General features: G+C 56.9%; 11 protein-coding genes. 6 read left to right on the forward strand and 5 right to left on the reverse strand.

Going from position 1 to position 15,685, the window contains the following annotated elements:
• Nucleotides 1–176 precede the first annotated feature (176 nt).
• From QEH54_RS14395 to QEH54_RS14410, 4 genes are all read left to right on the forward strand, one after another.
• Entirely contained in the window at nucleotides 177–527 is a 351-nt protein-coding gene (locus tag QEH54_RS14395; protein WP_309019395.1) for a cytotoxic translational repressor of toxin-antitoxin stability system, read from the forward strand.
• 18 nt (nucleotides 528–545) lie between these two features.
• On the forward strand, nucleotides 546–1,409 hold the full coding sequence (gene pssA, locus QEH54_RS14400; RefSeq protein WP_309019396.1) for a CDP-diacylglycerol--serine O-phosphatidyltransferase: 864 nt from the start codon (nucleotides 546–548) through the stop codon (nucleotides 1,407–1,409).
• Between the two features lie 266 nt (nucleotides 1,410–1,675).
• Nucleotides 1,676–2,818, forward strand: a complete 1,143-nt coding sequence (gene dnaN, locus QEH54_RS14405) for a DNA polymerase III subunit beta (RefSeq protein WP_309019397.1) — start codon at nucleotides 1,676–1,678, stop codon at nucleotides 2,816–2,818.
• 203 nt (nucleotides 2,819–3,021) lie between these two features.
• Nucleotides 3,022–3,915: a hypothetical protein gene (locus tag QEH54_RS14410; protein WP_309019398.1), complete on the forward strand. Its 894-nt coding sequence runs from the start codon at nucleotides 3,022–3,024 to the stop codon at nucleotides 3,913–3,915.
• A gap of 79 nt (nucleotides 3,916–3,994) precedes the next feature.
• Here the strand turns inward: QEH54_RS14410 and QEH54_RS14415 are convergent, their stop codons facing one another.
• Nucleotides 3,995–6,463, reverse strand: a complete 2,469-nt coding sequence (locus QEH54_RS14415; RefSeq protein WP_309019399.1) for a DUF2309 domain-containing protein — start codon at nucleotides 6,461–6,463, stop codon at nucleotides 3,995–3,997.
• 21 nt (nucleotides 6,464–6,484) lie between these two features.
• Nucleotides 6,485–8,047: a proton-conducting transporter membrane subunit gene (locus tag QEH54_RS14420; RefSeq protein ID WP_309019400.1), complete on the reverse strand. Its 1,563-nt coding sequence runs from the start codon at nucleotides 8,045–8,047 to the stop codon at nucleotides 6,485–6,487.
• Between the two features lie 86 nt (nucleotides 8,048–8,133).
• On the opposite strand from QEH54_RS14420, the gene QEH54_RS14425 reads away from it, so the two are divergent.
• Nucleotides 8,134–9,033 carry a LysR family transcriptional regulator gene (locus QEH54_RS14425; RefSeq protein WP_309019401.1) on the forward strand — a complete coding sequence of 300 codons (900 nt, stop codon included), beginning with the start codon at nucleotides 8,134–8,136 and terminating at the stop codon, nucleotides 9,031–9,033.
• On the opposite strand, the gene moaA is transcribed toward QEH54_RS14425, so the two are convergent.
• A complete protein-coding gene (gene moaA, locus QEH54_RS14430) occupies nucleotides 9,030–10,043 on the reverse strand; it encodes a GTP 3',8-cyclase MoaA (RefSeq protein WP_309019402.1) in 1,014 nt (337 codons plus the stop codon). The two genes, QEH54_RS14425 and moaA, sit on opposite strands and share 4 nt — an antisense overlap.
• A gap of 82 nt (nucleotides 10,044–10,125) precedes the next feature.
• Entirely contained in the window at nucleotides 10,126–11,442 is a 1,317-nt protein-coding gene (locus QEH54_RS14435; protein ID WP_309019403.1) for a competence/damage-inducible protein A, read from the reverse strand.
• 74 nt (nucleotides 11,443–11,516) lie between these two features.
• On the opposite strand from QEH54_RS14435, the gene QEH54_RS14440 reads away from it, so the two are divergent.
• Nucleotides 11,517–12,995, forward strand: a complete 1,479-nt coding sequence (locus QEH54_RS14440) for an excinuclease ABC subunit UvrC (RefSeq protein WP_309019404.1) — start codon at nucleotides 11,517–11,519, stop codon at nucleotides 12,993–12,995.
• A gap of 20 nt (nucleotides 12,996–13,015) precedes the next feature.
• Here the strand turns inward: QEH54_RS14440 and QEH54_RS14445 are convergent, their stop codons facing one another.
• Nucleotides 13,016–15,574, reverse strand: coding sequence for a glycoside hydrolase family 9 protein (locus QEH54_RS14445; RefSeq protein ID WP_309019405.1), 2,559 nt, complete (start codon nucleotides 15,572–15,574; stop codon nucleotides 13,016–13,018).
• Between the last annotated feature and the right edge of the window lie 111 nt (nucleotides 15,575–15,685).

Consider the following 15,685-nt stretch of genomic DNA (forward strand, 5'->3'; position numbering starts at 1 on the left):
GCGGACTCGGCAGTGGTCCATGCTGGAGCGTGACTCTACCTAGGGCCGCGAATCCTGATCCCTTTCGCTGAAAACGAGGCGCAATTTTTGCAATGCTTGGCGGCATCAGCTACGATTGAGCGTTGCGTTTCAACCAGCATACGCAGAATTGGAGCTTAATAACTTATCAACGAATCATGTTCCAGGTCACCTTTAACGATCAGGCCCTGAAGGAGCTGGAAAAGCTCCCCACGCTAAAGCAGCTGGCCGTCATCGACCCGCTCAGCAACTTGACGGAATTCCAGCTGAACCATCCGGAAGAGCCGCTGGGCAGCTTCCGCCGCGACGGAGCCACCATCTTTCGCCTGCGATCCGGCGATCATCGCATCTACTTCAAGCGCGAAGGCGTCTCGCTGAACACTTTGTGCATCCTGCACAAGAACACGCTTACCGATTTCATCTACCGCACCAAGCTGCCCATCTCCGAAGAGCAGCTCGCGGAGCAGCATTCCTCATTCTGGAAATATCTGGAAACGCTGAAGCACTAACCCCCCTCCTCTCACCTTTTGGACGAAGACCCCGAACTCGAACCCAAGGAAGTCGCAAAGATAGACGGAAGTCAGGCCAGCAAGATCTACCTGCTCCCCAATCTCTTCACCGCTGGAAATCTCTTTTTCGGCTTTCTCGCCATCAAAAACTGCATCCAAGCGCGCTACAACGTGATGCTTGGCGACGATTCCTCCGATCCGAACGCCCTCTACCGGCAGGCCGTACTGTTCATCCTCGGCGGCATGCTGTGCGATTCGCTCGACGGCCGGGTGGCCCGGCTCGGCGGGCGAGAGTCCCTCTTCGGCAAGGAGTTCGACTCCATCGCCGACATCGTCACCTTCGGCATCGCGCCATCCCTGATGGTGCTCTTCCTGCTGCTCAATCCCGCCCACAACGAGGACTACTCCACCAAGGTCGGCTTCTTCCTGGCATTCGTCTACCTCCTGTGCGCTGGCGTGCGCCTGGCGCGCTTCAACGTAATCACCCACCCCGCGGTGTATTCCGAAAAGCTGGACAAATCCAGCGGAGACTTCCTAGGGCTTCCGGTGCCGGCCGCGGCTGGCATGATCGCTACCCTGGTCCTCGTCATGACTAAACATGGTCTGGAGCAGCGTTGGGCTATCGCCCTGCCGGTGCTGATGCTCTTCATCTCCTACCTGATGATCAGTTCGATCCGCTATCCCAGCTTCAAGAACATCGGCTGGCAGACTCAGATCCGTTTTCGAACCTTCGTGGCGGTGCTGGCGCTTTTCGCCATCATCTACTTCTCCCGCGAATACGCCTTGGTGCTGATGTTTCTCGGCTACCTCTTCTACGGCGTCGTTCGCCATCTGTTGCGCCTGCGCAAGAAAGGCGAAGGAGCAGATCCCGCCGAGGAATAAGCCTTCCAATAAGTGGCAACAACTCGTGAAGAACCGCGCAATAAGCTGGTGAAATTCGTTTTTTTTTAACATGCGCTTTTTTGCCAGCAAAGAAACCCCACAGGCTTGCACATTTTCGAATCCTTCTTAGTGCTTGAATTCCATTTCTTTACGTCGCTTATCCCCGATATTCACAGAGCATAAGAATACGGCTTATCTTTTTAAATTAATTAACTACTATCCATTGGAATTGTCAGAAACTCCAAAACTCCGCTAACTCGTCCCCAATGAAGTTCAAAATCCACCGCGATCATTTCAGCAACGGTCTCCAACAAGTTCTCAACGTCGTTGGATCGAAGGCAACGATGCCAATCCTCAGTAACGTTCTCATCGAGGCGGAAGGCGAAACGATCTCGCTCACCACGACCAACCTTGACCTCGGAATCTGCGCTCGAATCAAGGCCACGGTGGAGGAGGAAGGCGCGGTGACCTTGCCGGTGAAGCGTCTGGCGACCATCGTGAAGGAGCTTCCCAATAGCGACGTGAAGGTCGAGGCTTCGCCCAACAACCAGGTCAAGATCGCATCCGGTGGTTCGAACTTCAAGATCATGGGCATCAGCCGCGACGAGTTCCCGGCCTTGCCTGAGTTCAGCGACGATCGCTCCTTCACCATCGAACAGGGCAACCTGGCCAGCATGATCAAGAGCGTGTCCTACGCCCAGTCGACCGACGAGACACGCTACATGCTCAACGGGGTGTTCTTCAATTTTCTCGAACCGGAAGAAGGCGCTTCCGGGAAGCTGAGCCTGGTGGCTACCGATGGTCGCCGCTTGGCGAAGATCGACCACGAGATGGAAGTGGGCGAAGGCATGTCCGGCAGTCTGATCCTTCCTGCCAAGACCGTTTCCGAGCTGGTTCGCCTGCTCGACAAGGGCGAGACCTTGAAGATCGCTTTCAACGATCGTCGAGTGGCCTTCCAGATTCATACCAAGGACGATTCCGACGGTTTCGTGGGCGACATCCATCTGGTTTCCAAAGTGGTCGAGGGCAATTATCCGAATTATCAACAGGTTATCCCCAAGGAGACGCATCAGCGCATCAAGGTCGAGCGTGAGCTCTTCCTGCAGTCCATTCATCGCGCCGCCCTGGTGACCACCGATAAGTCGAACCAGGTTAAGATCCAGATCAGCAACAACTTGATGGAGCTTTCCGCGTCCAGCCCCGATTTCGGCGAGTCTCACGAGTCGCTGGCGATCGACTACAGCGGTCCGGACCTGCAGGTCGCCTTCAATCCTCAATTCCTGATGGATCCGCTGAAGGCCTTGGCCAAGGACGAGATCTTCTTCGAGTTGAAGGACGAGGTCAGCCCTGGCGTTTTCAAGACCTTGGAGAGCTTCCTCTGCGTGATCATGCCGGTTCGGTTGACCTGAGCGAGGTCGACCCGAGCGGACCCCGATTTTCCAAGACCCGCTTCTTGTGAGGCGGGTCTTTTTGCGCAGCGGCGCCTTGTTTGATGAAATCAACGCTTCGTGCTGGATCGTAACCCAATCTCAGCGTAGTTTTCAGAGCTTCGTCCTCTTTAGGATTGAGGACGCGATGAACCCGCATTTTGTGCTCAGCCAAGTTTTCTAAAATGGATATTCCGCAAAGCGCCCTTTCTCCCTACGTGGAGTATTTTGTCTATATCTGCATCGGACTCTCCCTCTTTCTCGGGATTATGAACAACCGTAGCACATCCCTGAAAGTGTCCGTATTCAATCGTTGGGCACGCTGGCTGGCAGTGTCGCAGGGCGCAGCCTACCTGGCTTTCGAGGGAAACTGGTTCGAGCGGCCCTTCTGGGTGCTCAGCGTGACCTTCTTCCTCGGCTGGATGCTGCTGGAGACCATTTACACCTGGTTCGCCATCAGCGCCCTTAGTCAGAGCGGACTGGCTCTTTTTCCTCGTTTCAAGGAAAACACCTCGGGAGAGGAATGGCCGGCTCAGAAGCAGCTGTTCGAGGTCAAGGACTGGCTTAGAGGAAAAGGCTTCTCGCGATCCACCGCGGTTTTGGCAGACCTAGGCCACGGGATCCAGGTTCGCTCCAGCATCTTCCAGAGCGAGGACAATTCGATTCGTTTTCAGATCCTCTTCGTGCCGCAAAGCAATGGAGATATCGGCTACTGCTTTTCCTTCGCCTCGGAAACCGAGTCAGGGGAACGCATCGTGACCGACAATCTCTACATGCCCTACGGAGGCTTCTATCCGTCGAGCTGGTACGTGCTGCGCAAGCCTTGGTGCCGCAGCATCGTGTCCCTCTACAAGCAGCATAGGAAGCGATTGAAAAACAGAAAGCTGCAGGCCTTCGACGACGATCCGATCGACGACCTGAACAATCAGCAGCGCGTGCTCGAAAAGACCAATATCGAGGAAGGCTTCCTCGTGCCTCCCCACCTCCAAGAGGAGATGGGCCGCATCACTTGGGAAGGCCGATACCGTGTCTGGAAGGAAGTTTGGCTGCTCAACTATTTCGGTCGCCCGACAGTCTAAGCAGCCGTACTGGGTTTAGACTGTCGAAAGGCGATGTCGGATAAACAGCGGTCGGTGAGAACCGCTGGGCAATAGTCGTTCAGGACTGCTGCGAGGCTTCCGCTTCGATTTGGTCGGGTAGCAGCCATTGGCCGCTTTCGTGTCGACGAGCCCACTTGTCGCCTTGCTCGCCAAGGGCCACAAGATGTATCCAGCTATTGGTTACGAGATCGTTCAAGTGTGGCTGCTGCTGCAAGATGCGATCGATGGTGGCCGGTTCGGCGGCGATGCAGGCCAGCAAGCGGGCGGGCCGGTGGGCAAAGTCCTTTCCGTCGTGCACGGACTGCCAAGGCAGTCCCACCTTGAGGTCGTTCTCGTTGCCAATCGCGACGCCGATGCCGCCCACCACGTTGTGGATGGTCTTTTGACCGCTGCCGTAGGTCTCGTTGTTGGAGGCGGAAGCGAAGTACTGGAGATTGATCCAGCTCCCCACCACCAATGGACCTGCGAGAATGTTCTCGAGCCGCATTCCGTCGGGATCGTTCCCAGCGTCGTATTCGTGCAGGAAGGCCTTGCCCTTCAAGTCGCTCGCTCGGGTCCACGAGCGTGGAGCGACGATGAAGGCTTCGTTTCCGGCGAGCCCCCATTCGGGGCGCACCTGCGACCAGTCCCGACTACGAGCGCGGATTTGCTCGGTATTGGTTTGGCTGGAAGCGATGCCCAGCGTGGCGCGTCGTTCTAGCAGACAGAGGTCGCCCGCCTGTTTCAAGGCCTGTTCGGTTTCAGCCACTTTCGCTCGGCTCCCCACTGGGATGCTCTCCGTGTCGAAAAGCTCCACTTCGTCTGTTGTGGTATTATGGATACCGGCAAGGAAAAGGCTGTCGTCTGGAATCACAATGCCACGGGCTTTCAGACCGCTGCGAATGGCCTTGTCGTTGAGCAGGCTGACCGCTAGGCGAGCATTGACGTCGCCCGCGTTTCCCCCGCAGGCGCCGCAGTCCAAGCTCGAACCGTAGGGATTGTTGGCCGTTTCGCTGCCGTGTCCGCAGATGAGCACGATGGGGGCGACGTTTTCCGTGAGGTTTATTCCTCTCAGAAGGGTTTCCGCTAGATCGAGGCGCTGCTTCTGCCCAAGGGCATCCAGGAACTTTGGCACTAGCTTGTTTCGGAACGAAGGATCAGACTTAGCCAGACTTGGAAAGCTGGCTTTGAGGAGCTTGCTCAGATAGCTCAGGCCGATGGCTTCCACGAAAGTGAAACAAGATGCCGCGGATTCGCGAAAGCGTCTCCAAGCATCACGCTTGCTGGCCGCCTCGCCTGCTTGGCTCTGCAGCGAAATCCACTCGTCGCAGTCCAGGCGCGAAACGCTCGGCGCGGTCTTGACCGGTGGAGCCAGCAGAGCTGGACAAAGCGCCTTGTCACTTTGGGTTCCAGGGATGTGGTGATGAGCAGGAATGCCGAAGAATCCGGCGAAGCCGATGGTTTGGGCGTCCGGCATGACCGACTCGAGGCTGCGGCGAAACCGTTCCGAACGAACGTCGATGCAGAAAACCGCCTGCAGCGAAGGTCGATCCTTCACTGGCTCGTTTTGAGGAACGATCTGGGTTCTCAAATGGTTTTCGACAGAGAGCTCCACTGCCGATTGCCAGAGGAGCCGAAGCGCCAGCTCGACCGAGATCCCGGGCTCTCCGGTGTCGCTGAGGTCTTCCATCAAACTGCGTTTCCAACCGAGGATTCTATCTTCGTCGTCATTGGAATTCAGATACAGGACGAGTTCGTAGCAGAGCAAGATGGCGAGCAGCTGCAGGCAGTTGTCGTCGGATTCGCCACGTAGTTCCCTCTCACGATCGAGGTATCTTAGGTAGCCTGACCAGCCAGGCAGCTCGAGGAACGCCCGCTCCAGAATATCGGCGCAGCGTTCCGCGGGAATCTCTAGGCAGGCAATCACATAGCGAATCGCCTCCGTAGGACTATCAGGAATCGAAGCGATGATGCCCTGCACGTTTTTGAGCCCATGGTAGGAGAGGTTGCGATCGATAGCGGCAAAGCGTCTCCAGCCCGAGAACAGCGACTGTTCTTTCCAGGGAGAGCTCCAGATAGATTGTCCGCGGTCGAAGTGAGCGGCGCACCACTTGCCCGCCTCCTGCTTGAGGACATGGTTCCAGCGCGTGCCCTCTCTTCGGTCGAGATAGGCGCTGAAGGTGCCGATCTGAAACTCCGGATAGTCCGGCTTCTGATAGGATGCGGTCAGGCGGATCGACGTGTCAGCGTCGAAGCGAAGGTCGCGCTGCGTGAAGGCTTCCCGAATGGCGGGCGACGCGAGGTCATGGGCTTTTTGTAGGCAATCTTTGGATACGTGACCGTCGGTATGCTGTTGGTGGAGATAGTCGAGCGCAGGCAGCGGATAGTCGCCGTGCGAAAGCTTCAAATGGCTGGATGCCTCCCAGATAGGTCGATCGGCGTACCCGATGAATGGGTTTACGGCGACGAAGTGAGTGAGCGGCCATAGTGGGGCGATGGTGTTGATCGCCTGCTCGATGTCGCTTTGCAGGTTGTGATTCGTTTTCATGAGTGAAAGGCGTTGGAACAGTTAGGCTTGATCAGGATGAAGGCGGAGGAAACGGATGGTGCGGTCCGCGATTGTGTTCAGATAGAATCCGTTGAAGGCATGCACATAGAGTTTCGATACCCAGCTGTCAGGTCTCGCTGCTTTGGATAGGTTTTGTAGCAGTATCGTAAAAATGAATACGCAGAAGATAATTCCGGCTAGCGTTGCGTCGAAAACGGAGCTGGTGAGAGTATGCACAGAAATTTCAGGAGCTACCCACCACGCTGCGAAGTTCGTGAGCAGGAGATAAGCGCTTCCGATAGCGGCGGCCGAGAGGAAGCCGTTGGCAGGGCGCTGTGTGGGAGATTGATAGAGCAGCTGTATCAGAGCCGCGGCCAGCACCGCAGCGAATACGTAGGCGCCTGGCTTGCTGTCGAATCCGCCAGACAGCGCGACAAAGAGACCGAGAGACAGCAGGAATCCCGCTGCAGCTGCAGCGACCAGCTTGAGCGGAGTCCTAGGCTCTGTATTTGCTGGAGCGCTACGGGTTTCAATGGCGCGCACGCTCGACCCGGAAGAGAGAAAACTGTGCGCCTTGTAAAGCGAGTGGGCTACGATATGCAGCAGCGCCAGGTGGAAGGCGCCGAGCCCGCACTGCATCAGCATGAAACCCATTTGGGCCACGGTAGAATAGGCGAGGCTTCGTTTGACGCTGGTCTGCGAGAGCATGACCAACGACCCGAAAGCCGCTGTGATCGCTCCGGAAAGGGCTAGCAGATGGAGTGGAGCCGATGTATCCGAAAATTGGTAGAATGGCGCGAAGGTGATGATAAGGATCCCGCCTGCGTTGACGATGCCGGCGTGCATGAGGGCCGAAACGGGAGTTGGTGTTCCCATGGTCTCAGGTAGCCAGGTGTGGAACGGGAACTGCACCGACTTCAGGATCGCCGCCGCTGCGATGAGCCAAGGAATGTAGCTAGGAAGGACCGTCTCCTCAGCGCGCAGGGAATAGAAAATCTGCTCGAAGCTTTGACTGCCAAAGGCGAAGTAGGTCCCGCTGAAAGCGATGGCCAATAGCAGGTCGCTGATGCGACTAACTAGAAATTTCTTGCGAGCGGAGTACCGGGTGCCGCGTCGGGCAGGATAGAAGACCAGAAGCTGGTGCAGGCAAAGGCTTGTCGCGATCCAGGCGACGAGAAACTGAGCCAGTCCCGGGGCCATCACGAGAGCGATCACGGAGCCGAAGGTGGCGCACATCCACTTGGTGAAACGTCCGTGGTCCGGCTCGCCTGCGAGATAGTGCTTGGAGAAACGCAATATGATCGCGGCCAGGAAAGTGATGAGAAGCGCTAGGGGGATGGACAAGGCATCGAATCGCAGACCGATCCACTGATCGCGCGTCACGGATAGGAGTACCCCTTCTCGCCCGGCCACAAGCCAGGCAGCTCCAGCGAGTAAAGTAAGCGCGAAAGCGAGCCACCCATGGCGCTCCCCGAGCGAAGCGGCCCGCAGCGGGTTCGCGTTCAGCCGAGCTGACGAAGCGAGAAGCCAAATCAATAGCGAAATGGTGGAGAAGGAAGCTCCGATGAATAGGATGTTGTCCATGCGACACAGTGTACGCGATTGACATTTATAAATCAAATATAAGTATTATAAGAAATCGTTCACTTTTATAAAACCATAGGCCTTGGATGACTCAGCTCAACTATCACCACCTCAGGTACTTTCATGCCATCGCGCGGGAGGGCAGTCTGACCAAAGCGGCCGATCGGCTAAACGTTTCGCAGTCCGCTTTAAGCATTCAGCTGAAGAAGCTGGAGGAGTCGCTTGGCTGCTTCTTGTTCGAGCGCGAGCACAAGACGCTTTCGCTTACGGAGGAGGGGCGCATGGTGTTGAACTATGCGGATGCGATCTTTCGCACGGGCGAGGAGATGCTGGCCACGCTGCACAACCGCGGCGGGCACTACCGCAGCGTGATTCGAGTCGGAGCGGTGTCTACTCTTTCTAAGAACTTCCAGATCACCTTCCTCAGCGACGCCCTCGACGATCAGGAGGTGGAGGTGGTCATCTACTCGGCTAACTTGCAGGAGCTGATCGGCCAGCTGAAGGCTCACACTCTAGATATCGTTTTGTCGAACAGCGCCGTGCCAGCGGAGGTGGAGCCCATGACCCGTACGCAGATCGTGGCTGAGCAAGCGGTGAGTCTGATCGCTCCTCGGGACTATGAGTTCAAGGTGGATTTTCGTTTTCCCCAGGATTTGCAAGGGGCTCCGGTGGTGCTGCCGAGCCGCGAAAGCAGCCTTCGCTCGAGCTTCAACCTGCTTTTGGAGAAGGCGGGAATCGTGCCTCTCATCGCGGCGGAAGCCAATGACATGGCGACCTTGCGTTTGATCGCTCGCGAGGTGAACGCTATCACTCTAGTGCCCCCGATCGTGGTCTTGGATGAGCTTCGCAGCGGCGAGCTCAAGGAGCTTTGTCAGGTACCGAATCTGAGGGAAACGTTTTACGCCATCACCGCGGATCGCCGCTTCCCAAACCGATACGTGCAGCGTCTACTGGACAAGCCATGGCAGGGCGGGTTTGCGGTCTAGCCGCCGATGTACGACATCTCCACCTTCTTTTTTCGCTCTGCGGGAACGCCTTTGTGTCGATCTTCTGAATACCGATCGTGCCGTCCCAGCCAAATACGCGACAGAAACTGAAGCAGTTCGTCGTCGCTGACTCCGCTTCGGATCTTTTCCTTTAGGCTGATGCCGCTTGATGCGAAGAGACAGGTGTAGAAGTCTCCCTCCGCCGATATGCGGGCTCTGTTGCAGTCGCCGCAGAACGGATTTGTAATGGAAGTGATGATACCGAATTCGCAATCGGTGTCGTCGAAACGGTAGCGTGTCGCTACCTCGCCTCGATAGCTCGGATCGACAGGCTTGAAGGAGAACCGGCTAGCGATCGTATCCAGAATTTGCTTAGCGGGAACCACTTCGCCGAGCTTCCATTGGTTGGTTTCGCCGACGTCCATAAACTCTATGAAACGCAGGGTGATCTTGCGCTCGCGGAAGTACTCGGTCATTGGCAGGATGTCGCAATCGTTCATGCCGAGCTTCGCTACCATGTTGACCTTGACGGAGAGTCCAGCTGATTGGGCGGCGTCGATTCCATCGATCACCTTTTGCGGGCTCGAGCTTTGGCCATTCATCGCGGCGAATCGATCCGTATCCAAACTATCGAGACTAACGTTTATTCGTTTCAATCCAGCGTCCTTGAGCTGCCCAGCCAGGCGAGGGAGCAGGACCCCGTTGGTGGTGAGGGAGATGTCTTCGATCCCGACCTCCTGGGTCAGTTTCGAAATGAGCACGGGGAGGTCTCGTCGCAGCAGCGGCTCTCCGCCCGTGATGCGGATTTTTTTCACGCCCAGCTTGACGAACGCGTGAGCCAGCCGAACGAGCTCCTCGTAGCTCAACAGAGCGGATCGGGGCAGGAAGACGTGGTCCGGACCGAAGAGTTCGCGAGGCATGCAGTAGGTGCAGCGGAAGTTGCAGCGATCCGTCACCGAGATGCGCAGGTCGCGAAGGGGGCGTCCCAGTTTGTCCGTTATTTGGCTCATTCGATCGTCTAATATGAAGCAAGCGGAGCGTCAGGTAAAGCGGCAAGCGAAGGCCTGAGCTTAGCTGCTGATCTAGAGGCGCTTACTTTAGCGATCTGAGGATCTTGTCGGATTCCGCCTTGAGGGCGCTGTGCGCGTCGTCGTCCAGTTTCTCGTTCGCCAGAAGCTCGCGTCTCAGCCAATCCAAGGCGGCGGCATGGGCCCGGCGCTTGATGCTTGCTCGAGTTCCTTTGAAGAAAAGCTTCTTGGCCCAGGTGCCGCGGGGCGAGTGCAAGCCGAGGTAGATGGTGCCGACCGGACAGTTTTCGTTCCCTCCGTTCGGACCGAGGTAGCCAGTGGTGCTGAGGGCGAAGTCGGACTCCAGCTTTTCCGAGATGCCGACGGCCATGGCGATGGCGACCTCCATGCTGACCTCGCCGTGCTGCTGCATCATCTCGGCGGGTACGCCCAGTAGCTCCTCCTTGCTGGAGCTGGTGTAGGCGATGAGGCTGCCCTTGAAGAAATCCGTGGCGCCCGAAAGGTTGGTGAGCTCGTCGGAAACCATTCCGCCGGTGCAGCTCTCCGCGATGGCGAGGGTGAGTTTCTTTCGCTTCAGCAGGTTCGCAACCGTCTTCTCCAGAGAATCGTTTCCGCAGGAGATGAAGTTTTCGCCGAGCAGCTCTCGGCATTCGTAGGCGATTTCGACCAGCTCGTCGTAGCGATCTACCGTATCCGAGTATCCGATACGGAAATCGACCATTCCCAGATGGGCGCAGTAGGCGACCTGCAGGCCCTCGCGCTTGTCGAATACGGGCTGGAGCAACGTCTCAAGGGAGGACTCCCCCACTCCCGAGGTGCGAAGCTGGATGTGGTTTTGCTCGCCGCCCAGGATATCCTTTTCACGCAAGCGCGGCATGACCTGATTCTCGAACATCGGCCGTAGCTCCCCTGGCGGACCCGGCAGCATGACGAGGATCTTGCCGTCCTTTTCCAGCCAGATGCCTGGCGCGGTACCGTTTGGGTTCTCCAGCGCTTCAGCGTTTTGGAAGCGATAGGCCTGTTTCCGGTTGTTTTCGGTGAGCTCGATGCCGAGCGCCGCGAAGCGATCTTCGATGGCCTGCATGAGGGTCGGGTCGAAGACCAGCGGTTCGCCGAGGCATTCGGCGATGACTTCCCTAGTCCGGTCGTCTACAGTGGGACCCAAGCCTCCGCTGGTGATCAGGACGTCAGACTTCTCCCAGTAGTGCTTGAAATGCTCCTCGATGTCGGCCGGATCGTCGGAAAGGGTGAGGTTCGCGTGCATGGTGGCACCCGCTAGCCGAAGCTGTTCTCCGATATAGGTCAGGTGGGTGTTTGCGGTCAAACCCAGCAAAAGCTCTTCGCCTAGAGTGAGTAAAATGATTTTAGAAGCGGAGACCATCGATGATCTTAACGATTCGCGATGGAATCGGATTGGTTTCTGGGCATAATTAGAATGAATTCACTTTGAGACAAATGCCAACCTCTGTGCCGAGTAATTTGAAGGAAAAGGTGCGGCGACTGCCGGATCGCCCTGGGGTCTACTTGATGAAAGATCGTTTAGGGTCAGTGATTTACGTGGGAAAAGCCAAGAGTCTGAAAAAGCGCGTTTCCACCTATTTTCAAGCTTCCCGTCGCTTCGCCGACCAGCCGAAGATCCGCGCTCTGGTGCAGATGATCCGCGATTTCGAGATCATCGAGGTGAAATCCGAGCCGGAGGCCCTGTTGCTGGAAGGCAAGCTGATCAAGAAATGGAAGCCGAAGTACAATACGGATTTCGTTGATGATAAACGCTTTCTGCTGGTGCGAGTCGATATGACCCGGGATCTGCCGCGCTTCACTCTCGCTCGCTTCAAAAAAGAGGATGGGGCCCGCTATTTCGGACCGTTCGCTCACGCCCAACATATTCGAAAAACGTTGAGCGAAATGCGTCGCCGCTTCGGCATCCTGCTCGGCGATGCCAGCCCTAGGCGTTTGGAGGACGGCAGGTTTCGGCTTTACGACGACGTACGCTCCGAGATTTACGGCCATGAGAACGTGGTCACGGTCGAGGGCTATCTGGAACGGCTTGAGGAGGCGTGCCAGTTCCTGGAAGGCAAGTCCCGCGAGTGGCTCGAGGAGCTGAAGGTCGAAATGGCGGAGCAGGCGTCCGCTCGCAACTACGAAAAGGCCGCGGAGCTTCGCGATATCGTTTTCTCGCTAGAGGCCTCGCTGAAGAAGACGCGCAAGTTCAAGCGCGAAGTCCAGGTTCCGAATACGGGTCAGGAGAGCATGGCTCTGCTGGGCAAGGAGCTCCAGCTGGCAGAGTTGCCGCGCGTCATCGAGTGCTTCGACATCTCCCATATATCGGGCACCTTCGTGGTAGCGTCCATGGTTCAATTCGTAGACGGAAAGCCGAACAAGACGGGCTATCGCCGCTTCAAGATAAAGAGCTTCGAGGGCAACGACGACTTCCGCTCCATGGAGGAGGTGGTAGGCCGACGGTATCGCCGCTTGAACGAAGAAGGAAAAGGCTTTCCCGACCTGATCGTGATCGACGGGGGACGTGGGCAAGTCGGGGCCGCGATCAAAGCCTTCCTCCTGCTGGATCTGGAGCCGCCGCTGGTGATCGGTCTAGCGAAGAAGCACGAGACCATCATTTTCGCCGACGAGCGCCCTCCCCTGCAGCTACCGCTGAACCATGCGGGACTCCAGCTCCTGCAGCGCTGCCGCGACGAGGCCCACCGCTTCGCCAATACCTTCAACGCGGACCTGCGCAGCAAGCGTATCCGCGAAAGCATACTGGACGACTTTTCTGGTCTCGGTCCGAAGCGCAAAGCCAGCCTGCTCGACGAATTTGGAAGCATCGACCGACTTAAGGCAGCCTCCATCACGGAATTGAGAACGGTGGAAGGCATCGGGCTCGAAACCGCGACGCGCTTGAAGCGGTTTCTGGACGAGCACTATACGCGATAGAACAGAGCTGCTCGAATCGATCAGTCCTTTAGCAGATCTTCCACGGCGTTAGCCAGATAGAGGTAGAGGCTGCCCATCGGTATCACATACTCGTTCTGACCCCAGAAGAACGGCCAGTCGCTCTTGTTTTCCGGATAATCAGGAGGGAGAATCAACACGCCAGGGACCACTCCTCCAGGTATGAAGGAGAAATCCGCCCGATTCGCCCCGTAGGCCACAGTCTGAGAATTAGCTCCGACTCCGGATACGAACGAGTAGTTGGAATCTGGATGCACGCCATGCAGATAGTCGATGCTGCGGAAAACGGGATTGGTTTCGATCAAATCGGGAAACGATTTGTGGAGGGCGTAGTTGGTAATGCCATACCGGATGACGGCTCCAGATCCGGCCCATCCCCCTCGAGTGATCGGGACTCCATACGGGTTTTCGGAAACCATCTCCTGGGCATTTTCCTTGTACTCGATGGCAAGTTCGCGAATGCGGTCACGGTAGTCGCCATCCATGAAGGGAATGGCTTGAGCGAGTATGAAAGCATTGAGAAAGAAACGCTCTTCCACCTGCGGGACCAGCTCCCTTATCGCATCGCTATATTGAGCATCTCCAGTGCAGATGAGCAGCTCGACTGCCGCTTTCAGCTTTTCCTCCTCCAGTCGCCCACCAGTGGTGTTTCCGACGCGAAACAGGTTTGGCTCCCGGCCGCTTTCGTAATCCCAAACCGATTTCGCTGTCTGGAGGCATTCTTGAGCTAGGGACGCATTGTGGGAGTCGAGAGCCCTGCTGGCGGCGGCAAGGGCGGCGGCTGAGCCGTAGTTGAGCGCCGAGGTATTCGTAGTGAAAGCCCATCGATCGTCGAAGCGGCTACTGTATCCATTTTCCTCGATTGGCGCCGGTTCGTTCGGCGTCGGATCCACGGTGGATGGCAGGTATTGCTGGCCCACAGTGCGCGAGGAAGCGATCGGATCCAAGCTGGGATCGTAGATCAGTCCATCCGTTTTGGTGATGCCGTCACCAAGATGCGGATACTGATAAAGGTGACCCGATACGATGCCCGGAATGGCATGTCCTACCGCTCGGTGCTGGGCGATCAGGGCCAGGGTGCCGTGCTCGATCTGCTGCAGGATATCCGCCGCTCCGTCCGGGCGCTGGATCTCAGCGTACTTACGGGCTTGGCTCACGGTTGTATTGTCTCGTTCCGGTCGAAATTGCTCCCAGACGTGAACGAGTAGCTGCACCGTGGAGTACTGCGACTGAGTTCGAATGTCGTAGTCTCCTGCGTCGTGCCACCCGCCGTAGTTGAGACCGGGTATGTGTTCGAAGGGGGCGAAATCAGTATCGGTGTCCTCTCCATGAGCGAAAAGATCGAAGTGCTCGTAGTTGGGCGGGGCTTGCAGAGCGTCGTCCAAGTGGTCCGCTCCGTGCCATACGCGATAGGCTTCTCGCACCTTCATGTGATCCATTTGCACGGGGAAAAAGACGTCGAGCGTAAGGTGCCAGTTTCCCTCTTGAGCTTTTTTCGAGATGGGAAAAGCGTTTGTTTTCGTATCGCCGTACTCGATACGATAGAGCCCTTCGTCCTGCGCTGAAGAAAAGTCGAATTCCAAATAGCGATAGCGCAGATAGCGTCCCCAAGACGTTGGCGCTCGCCGTGCCACCAGCTCTTCGCTGCCATCGGAGTTCACTCTGAGAAGACTGACTTCCGACGCGGGTTCGTCGTTGCTGTCGAGTTCGATGATAGCTCGCTTCGGCTGATTCGGGTGGTAGCCAACCTGTGAAAATCCGATCACGGGCTCGCGTATCCAGTTTTCTAATCCGCTAATATCCAACTCCCATTCGGCGACCTTTCCGGACTTGCCACCTGGCAGGAGGGAGCGAGTGACATACCAGCCATTTTGAGCTTTCGATCGACCGTCGTAAAGGCGCAGGGGTTGATCTCCTTCCACCACTCGGATGCGAACCCGCTGCTTCGAATCGGCAGGGGCCAAGACAAGCTCGTTTCCCTCCGCTATGGGGCTTGGCTCGGTCAAACCGTTTTCGCTTGTGATCATTTGGGCGGACGGATGTCGGGGGAAAAGTCCGGGCTCCCCGTCCATGATGTAGGATTTACCGAAATAGGCGGCGGGGAGGAACTCCATGTTGAATCCTGCCTTTCCGACCAGATGCTCGGGAAGCGCCTCGTCGAGATGAATGCTGGCGAGAATCTTGCCAGCCTCCGTCTTCACGACCACGCGATAGCGAAGCTCATGCTCCGGGTATTCGAGCAGGGTCGTGATGGTTTGGGTCTGGTGATCGATTTGCCGATCCACCAAGACCCCCATGCCATCCCATTGCTCCGGCGTGGGAAGAAGCCGAAGGTCCCCATTGGTCGCGGTTCGCTCGCCGTGGTGGATGATTTCGATGCCGCTCGTTTTGGCGTCGAAAAAGGTGCCGCCTGGAGGATTGCTGAATGCCAGGACGTTCACCCCGGGTTTTTCGAAATAGGATTCTTCGTTGAGGGAATAGGGCTCCTGGGCGAACAAGGTTGGAGCGGCGCAAAGCGCCAGCAGGGAAAGCGAGGCGAGTAGTCTTGGGGCTAGTGTCATAGATAGGGAAACGGTATCCCAATCGCCCGACAAATCAAATGGCTCGGCGTTCGACGTCCACCGCTGAGCGCGCCTAGCGTCTCGCTGCTTCAGGCCAGCAGTGCGCTATAT

Source organism: Pelagicoccus sp. SDUM812003 (assembly GCF_031127815.1).
Lineage (GTDB): Bacteria > Verrucomicrobiota > Verrucomicrobiia > Opitutales > Opitutaceae > Pelagicoccus.

What these genes read in the sequence shown, in the direction of transcription:
- dnaN (WP_309019397.1), top strand. Translation starts at nt 1,676, where the DNA reads ATGAAGTTCAAAATCCACCGCGATCATTTCAGCAACGGTCTCCAACAA.
- QEH54_RS14425 (WP_309019401.1), top strand. Translation starts at nt 8,134, where the DNA reads ATGACTCAGCTCAACTATCACCACCTCAGGTACTTTCATGCCATCGCG.
- QEH54_RS14420 (WP_309019400.1), bottom strand. Translation starts at nt 8,047, where the DNA reads ATGGACAACATCCTATTCATCGGAGCTTCCTTCTCCACCATTTCGCTA.
- QEH54_RS14395 (WP_309019395.1), top strand. Translation starts at nt 177, where the DNA reads ATGTTCCAGGTCACCTTTAACGATCAGGCCCTGAAGGAGCTGGAAAAG.
- QEH54_RS14445 (WP_309019405.1), bottom strand. Translation starts at nt 15,574, where the DNA reads ATGACACTAGCCCCAAGACTACTCGCCTCGCTTTCCCTGCTGGCGCTT.
- QEH54_RS14440 (WP_309019404.1), top strand. Translation starts at nt 11,517, where the DNA reads ATGCCAACCTCTGTGCCGAGTAATTTGAAGGAAAAGGTGCGGCGACTG.
- moaA (WP_309019402.1), bottom strand. Translation starts at nt 10,043, where the DNA reads ATGAGCCAAATAACGGACAAACTGGGACGCCCCCTTCGCGACCTGCGC.
- QEH54_RS14435 (WP_309019403.1), bottom strand. Translation starts at nt 11,442, where the DNA reads ATGGTCTCCGCTTCTAAAATCATTTTACTCACTCTAGGCGAAGAGCTT.
- QEH54_RS14410 (WP_309019398.1), top strand. Translation starts at nt 3,022, where the DNA reads ATGGATATTCCGCAAAGCGCCCTTTCTCCCTACGTGGAGTATTTTGTC.
- QEH54_RS14415 (WP_309019399.1), bottom strand. Translation starts at nt 6,463, where the DNA reads ATGAAAACGAATCACAACCTGCAAAGCGACATCGAGCAGGCGATCAAC.